This is a genomic window from Microbacterium timonense, from assembly GCF_900292075.1.
In the GTDB taxonomy this organism is placed as follows: domain Bacteria; phylum Actinomycetota; class Actinomycetes; order Actinomycetales; family Microbacteriaceae; genus Microbacterium; species Microbacterium timonense.
The window spans coordinates 336,844-354,727 of the sequence record NZ_OLMV01000001.1 but is presented as its reverse complement, the minus strand read 5'-3'; the positions used below and the strand labels follow the sequence as shown (position 1 = coordinate 354,727).

Annotated in this window: 19 protein-coding genes and 1 tRNA gene; 9 read left to right on the top strand and 11 right to left on the bottom strand. The window is 68.5% G+C overall.

From position 1 onward, the window contains the following. Positions 1-5: 5 nt before the first annotated feature. Together pyk and C9992_RS01750 are read left to right on the top strand one after the other, a co-directional pair. Entirely contained in the window at positions 6-1,454 is a 1,449-nt protein-coding gene (pyk, locus tag C9992_RS01755) for a pyruvate kinase (protein WP_106813875.1), read from the top strand. 73 nt (positions 1,455-1,527) lie between these two features. Further along, the gene (locus tag C9992_RS01750; protein ID WP_106813874.1) at positions 1,528-1,917 is read left to right on the top strand and encodes an SHOCT domain-containing protein; all 390 of its coding nucleotides are present in this window, start codon (positions 1,528-1,530) and stop codon (positions 1,915-1,917) included. A gap of 69 nt (positions 1,918-1,986) precedes the next feature. On the opposite strand, the gene C9992_RS01745 is transcribed toward C9992_RS01750, so the two are convergent. The 5 genes from C9992_RS01745 to C9992_RS01725 form a co-directional block, all read right to left on the bottom strand. Next, positions 1,987-2,754, bottom strand: a complete 768-nt coding sequence (locus C9992_RS01745) for an ABC transporter permease (RefSeq protein WP_106813873.1) — start codon at positions 2,752-2,754, stop codon at positions 1,987-1,989. Then, a complete protein-coding gene (locus C9992_RS01740; RefSeq protein ID WP_106813872.1) occupies positions 2,751-3,563 on the bottom strand; it encodes an ABC transporter ATP-binding protein in 813 nt (270 codons plus the stop codon). Before C9992_RS01740 ends, C9992_RS01745 begins: the two co-directional genes overlap by 4 nt. After that, positions 3,560-3,928, bottom strand: a complete 369-nt coding sequence (locus C9992_RS01735; RefSeq protein WP_106813871.1) for a DUF1048 domain-containing protein — start codon at positions 3,926-3,928, stop codon at positions 3,560-3,562. Before C9992_RS01735 ends, C9992_RS01740 begins: the two co-directional genes overlap by 4 nt. Positions 3,929-3,930: 2 nt before the next feature. Then, the gene (locus C9992_RS01730) at positions 3,931-4,293 is read right to left on the bottom strand and encodes a PadR family transcriptional regulator (protein WP_106813870.1); all 363 of its coding nucleotides are present in this window, start codon (positions 4,291-4,293) and stop codon (positions 3,931-3,933) included. Positions 4,294-4,455: 162 nt separating this feature from the next. Beyond that, positions 4,456-4,538: transfer RNA gene (locus tag C9992_RS01725), tRNA-Leu, on the bottom strand. A gap of 119 nt (positions 4,539-4,657) precedes the next feature. Between C9992_RS01725 and C9992_RS01720 the strand changes: the two genes are divergently transcribed. Then, positions 4,658-5,278, top strand: a complete 621-nt coding sequence (locus C9992_RS01720; protein ID WP_106814579.1) for an ANTAR domain-containing response regulator — start codon at positions 4,658-4,660, stop codon at positions 5,276-5,278. A gap of 65 nt (positions 5,279-5,343) precedes the next feature. Here the strand turns inward: C9992_RS01720 and C9992_RS01715 are convergent, their stop codons facing one another. Next, entirely contained in the window at positions 5,344-5,775 is a 432-nt protein-coding gene (locus C9992_RS01715; protein ID WP_106813869.1) for a PaaI family thioesterase, read from the bottom strand. A gap of 69 nt (positions 5,776-5,844) precedes the next feature. On the opposite strand from C9992_RS01715, the gene polA reads away from it, so the two are divergent. Both polA and C9992_RS01705 read left to right on the top strand, forming a co-directional pair. After that, positions 5,845-8,484 (top strand): DNA polymerase I, encoded by a 2,640-nt coding sequence (gene polA / locus C9992_RS01710; protein WP_106813868.1) that lies wholly within the window; start codon positions 5,845-5,847, stop codon positions 8,482-8,484. Positions 8,485-8,553: 69 nt separating this feature from the next. Then, on the top strand, positions 8,554-10,227 hold the full coding sequence (locus C9992_RS01705) for a DUF885 domain-containing protein (RefSeq protein WP_106813867.1): 1,674 nt from the start codon (positions 8,554-8,556) through the stop codon (positions 10,225-10,227). Positions 10,228-10,241: 14 nt separating this feature from the next. On the opposite strand, the gene C9992_RS01700 is transcribed toward C9992_RS01705, so the two are convergent. Next, positions 10,242-10,892, bottom strand: coding sequence for a phosphoribosyltransferase (locus C9992_RS01700; RefSeq protein ID WP_106813866.1), 651 nt, complete (start codon positions 10,890-10,892; stop codon positions 10,242-10,244). 91 nt (positions 10,893-10,983) lie between these two features. Here C9992_RS01700 and C9992_RS01695 point away from each other — a divergent pair, with 91 nt between their 5' ends. Genes C9992_RS01695 through C9992_RS01685 form a run of 3 tightly spaced genes read left to right on the top strand, consistent with a single transcriptional unit; the run spans position 10,984 to position 14,258 of the window. Then, on the top strand, positions 10,984-12,042 hold the full coding sequence (locus C9992_RS01695) for an LLM class flavin-dependent oxidoreductase (protein ID WP_106814578.1): 1,059 nt from the start codon (positions 10,984-10,986) through the stop codon (positions 12,040-12,042). Between the two features lie 36 nt (positions 12,043-12,078). Then, positions 12,079-13,461 carry an MFS transporter gene (locus C9992_RS01690; RefSeq protein WP_106813865.1) on the top strand — a complete coding sequence of 461 codons (1,383 nt, stop codon included), beginning with the start codon at positions 12,079-12,081 and terminating at the stop codon, positions 13,459-13,461. 35 nt (positions 13,462-13,496) lie between these two features. Next, positions 13,497-14,258: an SGNH/GDSL hydrolase family protein gene (locus tag C9992_RS01685; RefSeq protein WP_106813864.1), complete on the top strand. Its 762-nt coding sequence runs from the start codon at positions 13,497-13,499 to the stop codon at positions 14,256-14,258. On the opposite strand, the gene C9992_RS01680 is transcribed toward C9992_RS01685, so the two are convergent. From C9992_RS01680 to C9992_RS01670, 3 genes are all read right to left on the bottom strand, one after another. Continuing rightward, positions 14,247-14,735, bottom strand: coding sequence for a DUF2087 domain-containing protein (locus tag C9992_RS01680; RefSeq protein ID WP_200826200.1), 489 nt, complete (start codon positions 14,733-14,735; stop codon positions 14,247-14,249). The genes C9992_RS01685 and C9992_RS01680 overlap by 12 nt on opposite strands. Beyond that, entirely contained in the window at positions 14,732-15,301 is a 570-nt protein-coding gene (locus C9992_RS01675) for a dihydrofolate reductase family protein (protein WP_106813863.1), read from the bottom strand. Before C9992_RS01675 ends, C9992_RS01680 begins: the two co-directional genes overlap by 4 nt. A gap of 67 nt (positions 15,302-15,368) precedes the next feature. Then, the gene (locus C9992_RS01670) at positions 15,369-16,709 is read right to left on the bottom strand and encodes an MFS transporter (protein ID WP_235007914.1); all 1,341 of its coding nucleotides are present in this window, start codon (positions 16,707-16,709) and stop codon (positions 15,369-15,371) included. A 150-nt stretch (positions 16,710-16,859) separates the two neighbouring features. On the opposite strand from C9992_RS01670, the gene C9992_RS01665 reads away from it, so the two are divergent. Further along, on the top strand, positions 16,860-17,123 hold the full coding sequence (locus tag C9992_RS01665; protein WP_106813861.1) for a DUF6458 family protein: 264 nt from the start codon (positions 16,860-16,862) through the stop codon (positions 17,121-17,123). 45 nt (positions 17,124-17,168) lie between these two features. Here the strand turns inward: C9992_RS01665 and C9992_RS01660 are convergent, their stop codons facing one another. After that, positions 17,169-17,861 carry a GNAT family N-acetyltransferase gene (locus C9992_RS01660; protein ID WP_106813860.1) on the bottom strand — a complete coding sequence of 231 codons (693 nt, stop codon included), beginning with the start codon at positions 17,859-17,861 and terminating at the stop codon, positions 17,169-17,171. Positions 17,862-17,884: the final 23 nt, after the last annotated feature.

Below are 17,884 nucleotides of genomic sequence, written 5' to 3'. Positions count from 1 at the left end.
AACGGATGAGACGCGCGAAGATCGTCGCCACCCTGGGTCCGGCCACATCGACGTATGAGATGGTCCGCGCGATCATCGATGCCGGTGTGGACGTCGCCCGCTTCAACCTGAGCCACGGGGACTACTCGGTCCACGACAACAACTTCGCCAACGTGCGCAAGGCGGCCGAAGACGCCCGGCGTGCGGTCGCGATCCTCGTCGACCTGCAGGGTCCGAAGATCCGCCTCGGCAAGTTCGAGAACGGCCCCCACGAGCTCGCTGCCGGCGACATCTTCAAGATCACCACCGAGGACATCCTCGGCACCAAGGAGATCGTGGGCACGACCTTCAAGGGTCTTCCGCAGGACGTCAAGCCCGGCGACTTCCTCCTGATCGACGACGGCAAGGTGCGCGTGAAGGTCCTCGAGACCGATGGCACGATCGTGACCACCGAGGTGGTTGTCGGCGGCGCCGTCTCGAACAACAAGGGCATCAACCTCCCCGGCGTGGCCGTCAACGTCCCCGCACTGTCCGAGAAGGACGAGGCCGATCTACGCTGGGGTCTGCGCGCGGGTGCCGACCTCATCGCGCTGTCGTTCGTCCGCGACGCCAAGGATGTGCAGCGCGTCCACGCGATCATGGCCGAAGAAGGACGCCACGTTCCGGTCATCGCCAAGATCGAGAAGCCGCAGGCCGTCGACAACCTCGAGGAGATCATCGACGCCTTCGACGGCATCATGGTCGCCCGCGGAGATCTCGCCGTCGAGCTGCCCCTGGAGGCGGTCCCGATCGTGCAGAAGCGCGCCGTCGAACTGTGCCGCCGCATGGCCAAGCCCGTGATCGTCGCGACGCAGATGCTCGAGTCGATGACGCACTCACCGGTGCCCACGCGCGCCGAGGCATCCGACGTCGCAAACGCCGTCCTCGACGGCGCCGACGCGGTGATGCTGTCGGGTGAGACGAGCGTCGGCGAGTACCCGGTCGTCACGGTCGAGACGATGGCGCGCATCATCGGCTCCACCGAGGAGCACGGCCTGGAGCGCATCCAGCCGCTGACGACGAAGCCGCGCACGCAGGGGGGTGCGATCACGCTGGCCGCCAACGAGGTGGCCGAGTTCGTGGACGCCAAGATCCTCTGCATCTTCACCGAGTCCGGCGACACCGCGCGCCGCATGTCGCGGCTGCGTCCGCGCATCCCGATGATCGGCTTCACCCCCGAACCGGCCATCCGTCGCCGCATGGCGCTCACCTGGGGCGTGCAGTCGACCCTCGTGGAGCACGTCGCGCACACCGATCTGATGTTCATCCAGGTCGACGACTACCTGCTGTCGAACGACCTGGCGAAGGTCGGCGACAAGGTGGTCGTGATCTCGGGTTCGCCTCCCGGGATCATCGGCTCGACCAACGACATCCGCATCCACAAGGTGGGCGACGCGGTCCACGGCAAAGCGCCCATCTACCAGACACGGGACTGACACCTCTCCCGCTGCGACGGCTGCGACCACTACTGTGGTCGCAGCCGTCCGGCTTTCGAGAAAGGTGACGCCGATGTTCTTCGGTGACTTCTGGTGGTTCCTGCTGTGGAGCTTCTACTTCATCGCCTACCTGTACGTCGTGATCGTGATCATCACGGATCTGTTCCGCGATCACGCGCTGAACGGCTGGTTCAAGGCGCTGTGGATCATCGCCCTGGTCTTCGTGCCGTTCCTGACGGCCCTGGTCTACATCATCGCCCGCGGCAAGGGCATGGCCGTTCGGGCCCAGGCGGCGCGCGGGGGAGTCGTGCCCGAGAGCGACGACTACCACCCCGCCGCTTCCGCCAGCCCCGCCGAGGACATCGCCAAGGCGAAGGCGCTGCTGGATGCCGGCACGATCACGCAGGGAGAGTTCGACGCGCTCAAGAGCAAGGCCCTGGGCCACCAGTACTTCGGCGCCTGATCCGCGTGCACGCGGAAGGGTGGATGCCTCGGAGGAGAGGCATCCACCCTTCTGCATTTCCGGTCGGCGTCAGCTGATCTTCTTACGGTAGATCGCCATCGACGCGACGTACGCGACGACGAGGATGCCGACCAGCCAGGCCATCGCCACCCAGATGTCCGAGCCGACGGGCTCGCCTGCGAAGAGCGCGCGCATGGTGTCGACGATCGAGGTGACGGGCTGGTTCTCGGCGAACCACTGCACGGGTCCCGGCATGGTCTCCGTCGGCACGAACGCCGAGCTGATGAAGGGCAGGAAGATGAGCGGGTACGAGAACGCACTCGCGCCGTCCACCGTCTTCGCCGTCAGGCCCGGGATGATGGCGAGCCAGGTGAGGGCCAGCGTGAACAGCAGCAGCATCCCGATCACGCCGAGCCACGCGCCGAAGCTCGCGCCGGTGCGAAAGCCCATCAGGAGGGCCACGCCGACGACGATCGCCAGCGACACCATGATGGAGACGACGGACGTCAGCACGTGCGCCCACAGCACGCTCGACCGCGAGATCGGCAGCGACTGGAACCGCTCGAAGATCCCGCCCTGCAGATCCAGGAACAGCCGGTACGCCGTGTACGCGATGCCGGAGGCGATCGTGATGAGCAGGATGCCGGGCAGCATGTAGTCGATGTACGCCCCCTGACCGGCGCCGAGGTCGATCGCCCCGCCGAAGACGTAGACGAACAGCAGCATGAGAGCGATCGGCGTGACCGCGGTGGTGATGATGGTGTCGGGACTGCGCAGGATGTGGCGCAGCGACCGGCCGGTGAGTACGGCGGTATCGCCGATGACGTGAGCGCTCATCGCCCTTCCTTTCGTGTCTGCGGAGCGCCGTTCTCGGCGCCTTCTGGTTCTGCGGTCTCGGTCTCGCCGGTCAGGGCGAAGAACACGTCCTCGAGGCTCGGCTGCTTCTCGACGTACTCGACCTTCGCCGCGGGAAGCAGCTGCTTCAGCTCGGCCAGGGTGCCGTTGACGATGATGCGGCCCTTGTGGAGGATCGCGATGCGATCAGCCAGCTGCTCCGCCTCCTCCAGGTACTGGGTGGTCAGCAGAACGGTCGTGCCTCCGTGGGCGAGTTCCTTGACGGCCTCCCACACCTCCACGCGGGCGGCCGGATCCAGACCCGTCGTCGGCTCGTCGAGGAAGATCACCGGCGGGTTGCCGATGAGGCTCATCGCGATGTCGAGGCGACGGCGCATGCCTCCGGAGTAGGTGCCCGCTCGGCGACTGCCTGCATCCGTCAGCGAGAACCGGGCGAGGAGCCCGTCCGCGATCTCACCCGGGTTCGGCAGGTGTCGCAGCTGGGCGACGAGCACGAGGTTCTCCCGGCCGGTCAGCACCTCGTCGACGGCGGCGAACTGCCCGGTCAGGCTGATCGTCTCGCGCACCCTCTGCGATTGAGAGGCCACATCGAATCCGCCGATCGCGGCCTGCCCGGCATCCGCCTTCAGCAGCGTCGAGAGGATCCGCACGACGGTGGTCTTGCCGGCCCCGTTGGACCCGAGGAGAGCGAAGATGCTTCCACGGGCCACGTCGAAGTCGACCCCGCGCAGCACCCGCAGATCCTTGTAAGACTTCTCCAGGCCGCTGACCTGGATGGCGGTCGTCGTCATCGCTCCTGATTCCGTTCTGCTTCGTCGATCGCCTTGTTGAGGCGGTCGCGTTCCTTGTCGATCCACTGCTTGCCGGAGTACGCCGCGGTGAACTCCTGTGCGAACGCCGACGGATCCTCGCCGACGATGTCGCGAACGGGTGTGCCGTCGGCGGCGGCCCGCTCCCACAGATCAGCCGAGTCGCTCAGCATCTGCACCATCGCCTCGCCGTCGGTGAGCCCCCCGACGGTCATGAGGTACCGATCCAGTGCCTTGGCGGCGGCTCGGTACGGCTCCGGCAGGGCCTCTACGCGGGCCTTGTACTGCTTGTACTGCTTCTTCTGCTCCAGCGATCCGGTGACGAATTCGTACCACTTGGCGGCCATGATCAAACCTCTTCCTTCGTGCTGCTGACGGTGTTGTCGTTGTTCGCGTGGCGGAGCTGTTCGATCCGGTCTGCGAGGAAGTTCCACGTCCTCCAGAACTCCGCGAGCTGCTCGCTGCCCTGCGCGTTGAGGGAGTACACCTTGCGCGGCGGTCCCTTCTCCGAGGGCACTTTCTCGACGTCGACGAGGCCACGCTGCTCGACCCTGACCAAGAGGGCGTAGACGGTGCCTTCCGCGATGTCGGAGAAGCCCTGGTCTCGCAGCCACGAGGTGATCTCGTAGCCGTATGCCGGCCGAGCGGACAGGATCGCGAGCACGATCCCCTCCAGCGTGCCCTTGAGCATCTCGGTCTCCTGCTTGCCCATGAGGCGCGCCTCCCTTCACTACTCAGTGTTGTTGACTACCAGTAGAAAGTAACACTAGGTACCGGTACTTAGCAACACCGAATAGCAAATTTCTTCAGGAGCAGAAGCAGAAGGAGCGGATGCCTCGATTCGAGGCATCCGCTCCTGAGGATGTCGGGGAAGTGCCGGTGGTGGGAGTCGAACCCACACGCCCTTGCGGGCAACCGAGTTTGAGTCGGTCGCGTCTGCCATTCCGCCACACCGGCCCGTGCGACCAGGCCGCACGTCCGCGAACGACCCTACCGCAGCCGGCCGCCCGGACCGCACGCAACGTCGGAGGCGGCGCGGTTGGGCTGGGCGCCCGATCTGGCCGTAGGATTCAATGGTGACTGACCAGGAGCAGAACCCAGCCGCCACGGCTTCCACACCCCGTCGTGTCGTCGTCGCCGAGGATGAGTCGCTCATCCGGCTCGACATCGTCGAGATCCTCCGCGACAACGGGTTCGACGTCGTCGGAGAAGCCGGGGACGGTGAGACCGCCGTCCAGCTGGCGACCGAGCTGCGGCCCGACCTCGTGATCATGGACGTCAAGATGCCGCAGCTGGATGGCATCTCCGCCGCCGAGAAGCTCAGCAAGAACCACATCGCCCCCGTCGTCCTGCTCACCGCGTTCAGCCAGAAGGAGCTCGTCGAGCGCGCCAGCGAAGCCGGCGCACTGGCGTACGTCGTGAAGCCCTTCACCCCCAATGACCTGCTGCCGGCGATCGAGATCGCCCTGGCCCGTTACGAGCAGATCATCACGCTGGAGGCCGAGGTCGCCGACATGGTCGAGCGCTTCGAGACCCGCAAGCTCGTCGACCGCGCGAAGGGCCTGCTCAACGAGAAGATGGGCCTGTCCGAGCCCGAGGCGTTCCGCTGGATCCAGAAGGCCTCCATGGACCGCCGCCTGACGATGCAGGACGTCGCCAAGGCGATCATCGAGCAGCTGGCGCCCAAGAAGGGCTGACCCTCAGACTCTCGACAGCAACGGATGCCTCTGACCGAGGCATCCGCTGTTCTCGTGTGCGCCCGTCACGCGACGGGCAGGTCCTTCAGGTGGTTCGTGATGCGCACCGTCGAGCATCGCCTGCCCTCGTCATCGCTGACGACGATCTCGTGGACGGCCAGAGTGCGACCCAGGTGCAGGGGAGTGCAGACGCCCGTGACGTATCCCGACGTCGCCGAGCGGGTGTGGGTGGCATTGATGTCGACGCCCACCGCCAGGCGGCCGGGGCCCGCGTGGTAGTTCGCGTGCATCGATCCGAGGGATTCGCCGAGCACCACGTAGGCCCCGCCGTGGAAGAGCCCGACGGGCTGCGTGTTGCCCTCGACCGGCATGCGTGCGACCGCGCGGTCGGGCGTGAACTCCAGCCACTCGAAGCCCATCTTCTGGGCCAGCGCACCGATGCCGCGGGCGCGGGCCCACTCCAACGCGTCCTCCGTGGCGACAGGTCGTTCGGGCATGGCTCACCTTCGGTCGGGGCGGGGGAGGGGGCGCGGATCGCTGTCGTCGCCCCTGGCTAGGCTTACAGGGTGACGGACTCCGCAAAGCCTACCCTTCTCGTCGTGGACGGCCACTCGCTGGCCTACCGGGCCTTCTACGCGCTTCCTGTCGACAACTTCTCGACGAAGGACGGCCAGCACACGAACGGCATCTACGGGTTCCTCGCGATGCTGATCAACCTCATCAAGGCGGAGAAGCCCACCCACCTCGCCGTCGCCTTCGACACGTCCCGTCAGTCCTTCCGCACGCGCGAGTACAGCGAGTACAAGGCCAACCGCTCCGAGACGCCTTCCGAGTTCAAGGGCCAGATCCCGCTGTTGCAGGACTGCCTGGCGGCGATGAGCATCCGCGTGCTTCAGCTGGAAGACATCGAGGCCGACGACATCCTCGCGACGCTGGCGACGCAGGGGGTTCAGCAGGGTTTCCAGGTGCTCGTCTGCTCAGGAGACCGAGACACGATCCAGCTCGTCAACGACGACGTGACGCTGCTGTACCCCAACGTGCAGGGCGTCTCGCAGCTCAAGCGCTACGACCGTCAGGCTGTCATCGACCGCTACGGCGTGCCGCCTGAGCAGTACCCCGACATCGCGGCGCTCGTCGGTGAGACGAGCGACAACCTGCCCGGCGTACCCAAGGTGGGGGAGAAGACCGCGGTCAAGTGGCTCACCCAGTTCGGCTCACTCGACGCACTCCTCGACGGGGCCGACACCATCAAGGGCGTCGTCGGCAGCAACCTGCGGGAGCACATCGACGATGTCCGACGCAACCGATCGCTCAACCGTCTGCTCACCGACGTCGACCTGCCGCTCGGGCCGGAAGACCTCGAAGTCCAGCCGATGGACGCGCAGGCGGTGCGCGACATCTTCTCGCGGCTCGAGTTCAAGACGCTGATCCCGCGTGTGGCCGAGCTCGCGGGGATCGAGCAGCAGATGGCGGCGGTGACGTCGGCCGCCGCCGAACTGGCACCGGTCGCCGAAGAGCTCGGTCCTGACGAGCTCGCGGCATGGCTCACGAACGCGACGGGCGAGGTGGGCCTCACCGTCACGGTCGAGCGTGGTCTTCCCGCTCGACTCGGCGTCGCCACGAGCGGGGCGGCCGCCGAGGCGTCCTGGACGCCCGAGCTGCAGGCTGCGCTGGAGCCGTGGCTGACCTCCGATGCCCCCAAGGTGCTGTCCGACGCGAAGCCGCAGGTCAAGGCACTGCGACGCGCCGGCGTGCGGCTGGGTGGGCTCGTGTGCGACGTCGTGCTCGCCGGCTGGCTGCTGCGGCCCAGCTTCCCCGACAAGAACCTCGCGCACCTGGTCGACCGGTACCTCGACGAGAAGCTGCCGGAGGCCGACCCTGCGCAACTGGTGCCCGAGACAGAGGGCGCCACGCCGGGTCAGCTGTCGTGGTACACGCTGCGCGTCGCCCGGGCGGTCCAGGCCGAGATGCCGCCGAGCGTGGCCGCCGTGCTCACCGACATCGAGCTGCCCACCCTGCACACGCTCGCCGACATGGAGCTGGCGGGTGTGGCGGTGTCGCATGACACCCTGACCGAGTTCTCCGGCGAGCTCGGCACGCGCGCCGACGCGCTGGCGCAGGAGGCCTACACCGCCATCGGACGCGAAGTGAACCTCGGTTCGCCCAAGCAGCTGCAGGAGGTGCTCTTCGACGAGCTCCAGCTGCCGAAGACCCGCAAGACCAAGACGGGGTACTCCACGGACGCCGCGGTGCTCGCCGACCTCCAGGAGTCGAACCCGCATCCGTTCCTGGATCTGCTGCTCCAGCACCGGGAGGCGACGAAGCTCCGGCAGATCATCGAGTCCCTTGACACGGCGATCGGCGACGACGGGCGCATCCACACCACCTACGTGCAGACGGGCAGTCAGACCGGGCGGCTCTCCAGCACGGAGCCGAACCTGCAGAACATCCCCATCCGCACCGAAGAGAGCCGTCGCATCCGCTCGGCCTTCACGGTCGGGGAGGGCTACGAGACGCTGCTCACGGCCGACTACTCGCAGATCGAGATGCGGATCATGGCCCACCTCTCCGAGGACCCGGGGCTGATCGAGGCGTTCAACTCCGGGGAGGACACCCACCGGTTCGTCGGATCCCGCGTGTTCGGCGTGGCTCCCGAAGACGTCACGCCGCCGATGCGCACGAAGGTGAAGGCGATGTCCTACGGGCTCGTCTACGGACTCTCGGCGTTCGGACTGTCCAAGCAGCTGCGGATCGAGCAGGCCGAGGCAAAGCAGCTCATGATGGAGTACTTCGCCCGGTTCGGCGCCGTGCGCGACTACCTGCGCTCCTCCGTCGAGCAGGCGCGGATCGACGGGTACACCGAGACCATCTTCGGCCGTCGACGGCCGTTCCCCGACCTCGCGAGCCCGAATCGCGTGCTGCGCGAGAACGCCGAGCGGGCCGCGCTGAACGCGCCCATCCAGGGCAGCGCCGCCGACATCATGAAGATCGCCCTGTTCCACATCCACGATGACTTCGCGGCCGAGGGACTGTCGTCCCGGGTCCTGCTGCAGATCCACGACGAACTCGTGATCGAAGTGGCGCACGGGGAGTGGGATGCCGCAGAGCGCATCGTCCGCACGCGCATGGGAGACGCGGCGCAGCTGTCCGTCCCGCTGGACGTGCAGATCGGCCGCGGCCACGATTGGAACGCCGCCGGGCATTGAGCGCGACCGGCGCGGTCGGCGCGCCGGTCTTGTTTGTCGGCATCCTGTCTCATCTCTAGGCTCGGATCCATGACAGACGAAACCCGCACGCCCACGCAGATCGACAAGATCGCTGATGCGTGGGTCGACACCCTCGCCGAGCTCGAGCCGACGCTCGCCACCTACATCGGCCGGTCCGAGTACAACGACCGGTTCGGCGACTACAGCCCGGAAGGGCAGGAGCGCCTCGTCGAAGAGGGCCGCAAGACCCTGGCTGCGCTCAGCGCGGCGACCGTCGACGACGATGTCGACGCGGTGACGAAGGACGACCTCTCGCGCGAGATCCAGCTCGAACTCGACCTTCACGATGCCAGATGGCATCTCCGAGACCTCAACGTCATCGCATCGCACGCGCAGAACATCCGATCGGCGTTCGACCTGATGCCGACCGCGACCGCCGAAGACTGGTCGGTGATCGCCACCCGTCTGGGCGCGGTCTCGGGCGCGGTGGACGGCTACATCGCAACCCTCCGCGAAGGGATCGCGCAGGGCGTCGTGCCCGCGCGGCGCCAGGTCGTCGAGGTGGTGACCCAGGTCGCCCGCTACACCGCCGACGGCGGCTTCTTCGCGACGTTCGCCGCCGAGGCGGCACCCGAGGACGGGCAGCTGCCCGCGTCGCTGGCTCGGGACCTCGCCGACAACGCCAACGCAGCGCGCGTCGCGTACGACCATCTCGCCGACTTCCTCTCGAACGAGCTCGCGCCGGCCGCGACCGAGAAGGATGCCGTCGGCCGCGAGCTGTATGCCCTTCACTCGCGTCGCTTCCTCGGCGCGACCATCGACCTCGACGAGACGTACGAGTGGGGCGTCGAGGAGCTCGCGCGCATGGTCGCCGAGCAGGAGTCCGTCGCGAACGAGATCAAGCCCGGCGCAAGTGTGGAAGAGGCGGTCGCGTTCCTCGAACAGGACGAGAGCCGCAAGCTGCACGGCACCGAGGCGCTGCAGAAGTGGATGCAGGAGACCAGCGACCGCGCGATCGCCGAGCTGGGCAAGACGCACTTCGACATCGCCGATCCCATCCGGCGCCTGGAGTGCATGATCGCCCCCACCAGGGAGGGCGGCATCTACTACACGGGGCCGACCGACGACTTCTCGCGTCCTGGGCGGATGTGGTGGTCGGTGCCCGAGGGGGTTGAGGACTTCGACACCTGGCGCGAGCTGACGACCGTCTACCACGAGGGTGTTCCTGGGCACCACCTGCAGATCGCTCAGGCCGTCTACAACCGCGCCCAGCTCAACACCTACCGCCGCCTGCTGGGTGGCACGTCGGGCCATGCCGAGGGCTGGGCGCTCTACGCCGAGCGGCTGATGGAGCAGCTGGGCTTCCTGTCCGACCCCGCCGACCGTCTCGGGATGCTGGACGGACAACGCATGCGCGCCGCCCGCGTCGTCCTCGACATCGGCGTCCATCTCGAGAAGGAGCGTCCCGACGGCGACGGCCCGTGGGACGCTGCTTTCGCCCTCGAGTTCATGCGGCGCAACGTCAACATGTCCGACGAATTCGTGCAGTTCGAGGTCAACCGGTACCTCGGCTGGCCCGGCCAGGCGCCCTCGTACAAGGTCGGTCAGCGCATCTGGGAGCAGCTGCGCGACGATGTCGCCGAGCGCGAAGGCGACGCGTTCTCGATCAAGCAGTTCCACAAGCGCGCCCTCGATATCGGCGGCGTCGGCCTCGACACGCTGCGCGCGGCGCTCTCGCGCTGACGCACGGGACTGGCTCAGGAGCCGCTCGCGGTTCCTGAGCCTGTCGCCCTGTCACCGAGGAGTTGCACGACTTCTGCGTCCGTGGTCTGCGCGAAGTCGTCGTAGTACTGTCCGACGGCCCAGAAGTCCGGCTCGCGGTGCGGGCACACGAACTCGTCGACCACGTCCGCGGGCGGCGTGAACCGCTCGGGGGAGACCGGAACGGCGAGCACCACTCGACGGGGTGAGCGGGCTCGCACGGCCCGGCATGCCGCGATCGCGCTCGATCCGGTGGCGACGCCGTCGTCGACGACGATGGCGGTGCGCCCGGCGAGGTCGACGCGACCCGATCCGAACCGCGCGGAGCGCCGGGCGAGCTCGTCGCGCTCGGCCGCCTCGACATCGTCGACGTCGCTCGGTGACATGCCCGCCCACCTCACCGCGCTCGGTTCGACGAGCCGCACACCGTCCGCGATCGCTCCCACCGCGAACTCCTCGTGCCCCGTTGCGCCCAGCTTGCGCACCAGGATGACGTCGAGCGGAAGGCCCAGGTGTGCCGCGACCGCGGCCGCTGTCACGACACCGCCACGCGGAATGCCCAGCACGACCGCATCGGATCCGCGCCAGCGCTCCAGATCATGGGCGAGCACGCGTCCCGCGGCTCGGCGATCGGCGAACAGTGCCATAGCCCTCACGCTACGCTCGCCGTGCGCAGACGTCTCGGGAATGCACTTCGGTCCGCTCGAGTTCATGCAGTTGCATACAAAGGAGATCGCGATGGATGCTGTTCCGGCCGAAGCCCCTGATCCCGCCGCGCTGGAGCTCGGCCTCGACACGTTCGGCGACGTGACGCTCGACGCGTCGGGCGCCATGGTGAGCGGCGCGCAGACGATCCGCAACGTCGTGGAGCAGGCGGTGCTCGCCGACCAGGTCGGGCTGTCGTTCTTCGGGGTAGGCGAGCACCATCGGCGGGAGTTCGCCGTCTCCAGTCCCGAGATCGTGCTGGCCGCCGCCGCTGCGCGGACCGAGCGCATCCACCTCGGGACGGCCGTCACCGTGCTCTCCAGCGACGATCCGGTGCGCGTCTTCGAACGCTTCGCCACCCTCGACGCCGTCTCGCGGGGGCGCGCGGAGGTCATCCTGGGTCGGGGCTCGTTCATCGAGTCCTTTCCGCTGTTCGGCTACGATCTCCGCGACTATGAGGCGCTCTTCGACGAGAAGCTCGATCTGTTCTCCCGCCTTCTCACCGAGGAGCCCGTCACGTGGAGCGGCACCATGCGGGCTCCACTGGAGGAGGCCGATGTCTTCCCCAAGACGGAGAACGGCCTGCGCGCCTGGGTAGGCGTCGGTGGCACACCGGAGTCCGCGGTGCGGGCCGCTCGGTACGGGTTCGGGCTCATGCTCGCCATCATCGGCGGGCCTGCCGCCCGTTTCCGCCCATTCGCGGACCTGTATCGGCGCTCGCTCGACACGTTCGGGCAGCCGCAGCTGCCGATCGGTGTCCACTCGCCGGGCCATGTGGCAGCAACCGACCAGCAGGCGTGGGACGAGGCCTATGCGGGGTTCGAAGCCATGAACAACTCGATCGGCAGGGAGCGCGGCTGGCCGCCCTACAATCGGCTGCGCTTCCAGCATGACGTCGGCCCCGAGGGGGCCTTGTATGTCGGCTCTCCTGAGACGGTGGCCCGCAAGATCGTCGATACGGTACGGACGCTGGGAGCGTCGCGGTTCGATATGAAATTCTCGACGGGAACGCTCTCGCACGACAAGATGATGGGCTCGATCGAACTGTTCGGCACACGCGTGGTTCCGCTCGTGCGCGACATGCTCTCATGACACCCGCGCCCGTGCCGACCTCCGTAGCATGACGATATGACGGATGCCGTACCTGTCTCCCCGTCCGGCTCGTACGCGCCGGCGGGCACCGCGTCGACGCTCGCGGAGCGTCTCGACCGCCTCCCGTTCTCGCGCCTGCATCTGCGGGTGCTCACCGGTTCCGGGATCGGATGGGCTCTGGATGCGATGGACGTGGGGCTCATCTCGTTCGTCATCGCCGCGCTGGCGGCCCAATGGGACCTTGCACCCAGCGAGACCGGGTGGATCGCCTCCATCGGCTTCGTCGGCATGGCAGTCGGTGCCAGCGTCGGCGGTCTGCTCGCGGACCGGTTCGGACGCCGCCAGATCTTCGCCCTGACGCTTCTGATCTACGGTCTGGCGACCGGTGCGAGCGCACTCGTCGGGGGGCTCGCCGCGTTGCTCGTGCTGCGATTCTTGGTCGGTCTGGGACTGGGCGCCGAGCTGCCGGTGGCGAGCACGTACGTAAGCGAGTTCGCGCCCGCGCGCATCCGCGGGCGGCTGATCGTGATCCTCGAGGCCTTCTGGGCGGTCGGCTGGACACTCGCGGCGCTGATCGGGTACCTCGTGATCCCCTCGTCCGCGGACGGCTGGCGCTGGGCCTTCGCGCTCGGCGCCATTCCCGCCGCGTATGCGCTGATCGTCCGGTGGGGATTGCCTGAATCCGCGCGGTGGCTCGAGCGGCGCGGGCGATTCACTCAGGCCGAGGCAGTGGTCGGCAGATTCGAGCAGGCCGCCGTCGTCGCCTCGGCGCCCCCGCGCGGGCGCCCGACCGTGCCCGCGGCGCGCGCCAGCTCGCTGAGCGAGCGGCTGGGCGCTCTGTGGTCGGGTGAGTTCCGCGTGCGTACGGCCTGCCTGTGGCTGGTGTGGTTCTGCGTCAACTTCTCGTACTACGGCGCATTCATCTGGATCCCTTCGATCCTGGTGGCGCAGGGATACGACCTGGTCCGCTCGTTCGGCTTCACGCTCGTCATCACGCTCGCCCAGCTCCCCGGATACGCCGCCGCGGCGTGGCTGATCGAAGTGTGGGGGCGGCGGGTGACGCTGTCGGTCTTCCTCGTGGGCTCGGCGGTGGCTGCCGTCTTCTTCGGCACCGCAGACCCGCCCGGCGCCGTCATCGCGGCCGGCATGGCGCTCTCGTTCTTCAATCTCGGCGCGTGGGGCGCGCTCTACGCGGTGACGCCGGAGATGTATCCCACCTCGCTGCGCGCGACCGGAACGGGGTGGGCGGCCGGGGTGGGGCGCATCGCCTCGATCGTCGCGCCGCTCGTCGTCCCGTCGCTCCTGCTCGCGGGCGGAGCACCCGTCCTGTTCGTCGTGTTCGCCGCCTTCTTCGTCCTGGCCGCCGCGGGAGCGTGGGGCCTGGTCGACCGGCGCGGTGCGGCGCTCGACGACCGGTGACGGCGCACGGCGACGCTCGCCGTAGGCTGGAGCCCGTGGCATCCGTTCGATACGTCGCAATCGGCGACTCGTTCACCGAGGGCGTCGGCGACGAGCTGCCGGACGGACACGTACGGGGCTGGGCCGACCTGGTCGCTCAGGGCTGGGCGGATGCCGCGGGGGAGCCGATCGAGTACGCCAATCTGGCGATCCGAGGCAAGCTCGTGTGGCCGATCGTCCAGGAGCAGCTGGAGCCGGCTCTCGCCCTCAAGCCGACCCATCTCTCGTTCAACGGCGGCGGCAATGACATGCTGCGTCCCCGCACCGATGTGAGTCGCGTGGTCGCCGCCTTCGACACCGTCCTTCGTCGCTGCGACGAGGAAGGCGTACAGCTCATCGTGCTGTCGGGGGCGAATCCCACGGCGCAGCTTCCGCTCGGGAGGGTGATCAAGCGTCGTGGCGACCTGCTCTCACACGCCGTCGAGTCGCACCTCGCCTCGCGGCCGGACGTCGTGCGCGCGTACAACTGGTTCGATGAAGAGCTCGCGACCCCGCCGTACTGGTCGGAGGACCGCCTGCACATGAACTCCCGCGGACACCACCGGGTGGCTGCTCGCGTGCTGGACGCGCTCGGATTCGACGCGCCGCCGGTGTGGTGGTCACTGCCGCCTCTCCCGCAGGGGGGCACGCGCGGCGCCGCGTACTACCGGGAACACGTGGGGCCGTGGGTGCGCCGTCGCCTCACCCGGACGTCATCGGGAGACGGGCGAACGCCCAAGTTCGCCGACTGGACCCCGTTCGCTCCGTCACCGCGGTGACACCGCCGCGAGCCGGTACTGCGAGCCGGAATTCGTGCGCTCCAGGATCCCGGCATCCACCAGGTAGCGGCGCAGCACCGCGACGTCGGTTGTGAAGCGCTCCAGCCGCTCGTTGACCTCCGTTTCGGCGAGGGCGTCGTCGGCCGAGAACGCCTGGTCCGCGACCCATGCGAGCAGGTCCAAGCGATCGCCGTGCTGAGCCGGATAGCGATCGATCCGACCGTCCGCGTCGAGGAAGCGGGCCACCCCCGATGGCTTCACGGGACGCTCCTCCGCGAGGATGCTGCGCACCGTCGCCTCATCGAACGAGAGCGTTCCCGACGGCGTGGCTCGTACCAGCCCGAGCTCCGACAGGCGGGCGATCGCCCGGCGACGGCGGGCATCCGGGAGCGGGGGAGCGGTCATGGCTTCGGCGAGCACCGCTCGCAGGTCGGGATTGGTGAGCGCGGCCAGCACTCCACGCCATCGCCGGCTCATTCCCGGGCGCCTTTGAGCGTGTAGGTGAGCTCGGCGAACGCTCCCGCCTTGCGCACGGCAGTGAGCTTCAGCCGGTCCGCGCCCAGATCGCGCGGCATCAGCGGCTTGCCCGAGCGCAGCGTGGCGGGTGCGACCGAGACCCGGATCTCATCCAGCAGCCCGGCATCCGCGAACTGCCCGGCAAGATCGCCGCCGCCCACGATCCAGACATCCCGATCCCCGGCGGCCGCGCGGATCTCCGGCCACGCCTCACGGACGTCGCCCGACGCGAAGCGGATGTCGACACCGGGCACGACCGGCTGCTCACGGCTCGTGAACACCCACGTGGGGCGATCACCGTAGTACCCGGGCCATTTCTCCGGATGCGCGACGAGGTCTTCGTGCTCGAGAACCCAGCGGTAGGTGGAGGAACCCTGGACGAGGACGCCCATGCCCGCGAGGAACTGCTGGAAGTCGTCGTCGCCGCCCTCGCCGCCCGGCGCGGCGAACAGCCAGTCGAGGGAGTCGTGGTCGTCGGCCAGGAAGCCGTTCAGTGTGGTCGCGGTGTAGAAGACGGCGCGAGTCATGCCGTCACCGTAGCGGACCCGTCAGACAGCGGATCGGATGGGTCCACCGCTGCGGTGGTCCTGTGCCTCACCGACGGGAGCGCCGGGGCGTCCGGGGCGGGTCCATGCCGAGCCGGATGCGGGTGCGTTTGCGCTCGACCACGATGAAGGCGCCGCCCAGCAGCCACAGGGGCACCTGCATCAGGAATGCGAGCCGGAAGGCATCGAGGTTGTACGTCGCGGGCGTGCCCGCCCCCTGAAGGTCGAGCGCGAGTCCGATGAGCAGGATCGCCAGGAGCGCGGCGAGGAATCCTCCCGCGTTGGTCACGCCCGTGGCGGTGCTGAGCCGGTGCGAGGGGTTGTGCGTGCGCGCGTGGTCGAACGCGATCATCGATGCGGGACCGCCGGTGGCCAGCGCAACCGCGAGCGCGAGCAGCAGCCACAGCGGCGCCGGCCCCGGGTACGCGATGACGACGATCCAGGCCGCCGCCTGCGCGGCGATGGTCGGCAGCACGAGGGCTTGAGAACGCAGATGGGGGTTGCGGCGCGACAGTTCTCCCATGATCGGGCCGAGGACCATGCCGACCACGACGTACAGGGACATGATCGACGCCGCCTCGGCCGTGCTGCGTCCCTCGCCGGCGGTGAGGAACGGCATCCCCCACAGCAGCACGAAGGCGGTGCCGGCGAACGGGGTCGTGAAATGCGACCAGAAGGCCAGTCGAGTACCGGGGTGTGCCCACGCTGCCCTGATGCCGACGCCGGTGTCGACGGCGGAGGTCACCACCCGGATGGCGCCGGTGTCGGTGTCGACGGACACGTCCTCGTCGCGGTCAGGCGGGTGGTTGCGGATGAGGAGGAACACCAGAATGGCGAACAGCACGCCCAGCCCGGCGATGCTGCCGAAGGTGATCGTCCACGACGTGGCGTGCAGCAGCGCCGCCAGGGGGATGAGTGCGACGAGCTGACCGGCCTGTCCCACGATGCCGGTGAGCTGCACCATGATGGGGCCGCGCTGCGCGGGGAACCACGTGGCGATCAGCCGCAGCACGCCGGGGAAGATGGCCGCGTCTCCGGCGCCGAGGAGCATGCGCGCGAGGATCGCGACGCCGACACTGGGGGACAGGGCCATGGTCAGCTGGCCGACGGCCATCAGCGACATGCCGATCGTCATGATGGGGCGCGCGCCGTATCGGTCCAGCAGCACGCCGATGGGGATCTGCATGCCGCCGTACACGGCGAGCTGGACCACGGCGAAGAGGGACAGCGTGGCGGCGTCGGCATCGAAGCGCGCGGCCGCGTCGACTCCCACCGCGCTCAGCGACGACCGGTTGGTGATCGCCAGCACGTATGCGGCGACGCCCACCGTCCAGATCACCCACGCGCGCAGTCCCGGCCCGGCCGCTGCGGAACGGGCAAGGCTGTGCACCATTCCACAGTAGTCACGCGCGGGATGCCGGGATTCACGGCGTCTGTCAAGCCCCTGCCCGCCTCCTGGTCGATACGCCAGCCTGTAAGGCGGGACGAACGCGTCCCCTGGAGGGGAGGGGCCGAAGGCGCCCCAGGAAAGGAGCTTTCGATGAGCATCGGAGCAGGAATCGTTCTGTTCGCGATCGGAGCGATCTTGGCATTCGCCCTGAACGTGCAGGTCGACTGGGTGAACCTCGACATGATCGGCTACATCCTGATGGGTGCCGGCGTGGTCATCTTCCTCGTAGGCCTGGTGCTGCTGATGCGGCGCCGTCGCTCTGACGTCGTGACGCACACCGACGTCGACCCCGCAACCAACTCGCGCGTCACCCGGCGCAGTGCGAGCATGCCCGACGACAGCGCCGGACTCTGATCACCGCGACGGCCGCGGGCGTCTCCACCCCCGCGGCCGGTCCGGTCAGCGTTCTGTCGTCGCGCCTTCGATCTGCGTCCGGAATGACCGGGCGCCGGTGACCGCGACCGGTGCGCCCAGCAGGGCGGCGTGCTCCGACCGGAGCGACGCCCACCTCTCGCGCGACATGACGTAGCGGTTGTGAGCGACCGCCACGCCGTCTCGCGCCACTCTGACCGCGCCGTCCGGCTGGTAGCCGACGCGGCGCGAGACGGCGTTCGAGGCGGGGTTGTCGGCGAAGGCCCCTGATGTCGCCTCGTCGGCACCGAGGCCGTCGAACGCCAGATGCAGTGCCATGACCCTCATACGGGTGCCGATGCCCCGCCCCTGGTGCTCGCGCCCCAGCCACGAGCCGGTCTGGACGCTGCGCAGCACCGGCCAATCCCGCGCGGTGAGCCCCTGGATGCCGACCGGCCGCCCGTCGTGCAGCACGGCGAGCTCCAGGGCGAACCGGTCGCGGGTGACCTGCGTCCGCGCGCTCCATTGATACGTGAGGACGCTCCGCCCCACCTCGTCGGCGGTTCCCCGCGACCACGGGTGCTCGAACGGCATGTCGGCTGGATCGTGGATGCCGCGACCGGCCAGTTCGGCGAGCTCGACCAGGATCTCATCGTCGATCCAGCGAAGCTCGAGGTCGCCGGAGGTGACGCGGAGCGCGGACGCCGGCCAGAGCCGGGCGAGGAGTTCAGGGTGCGGCATCCCGGAAGTCTGCCAGACCGAGG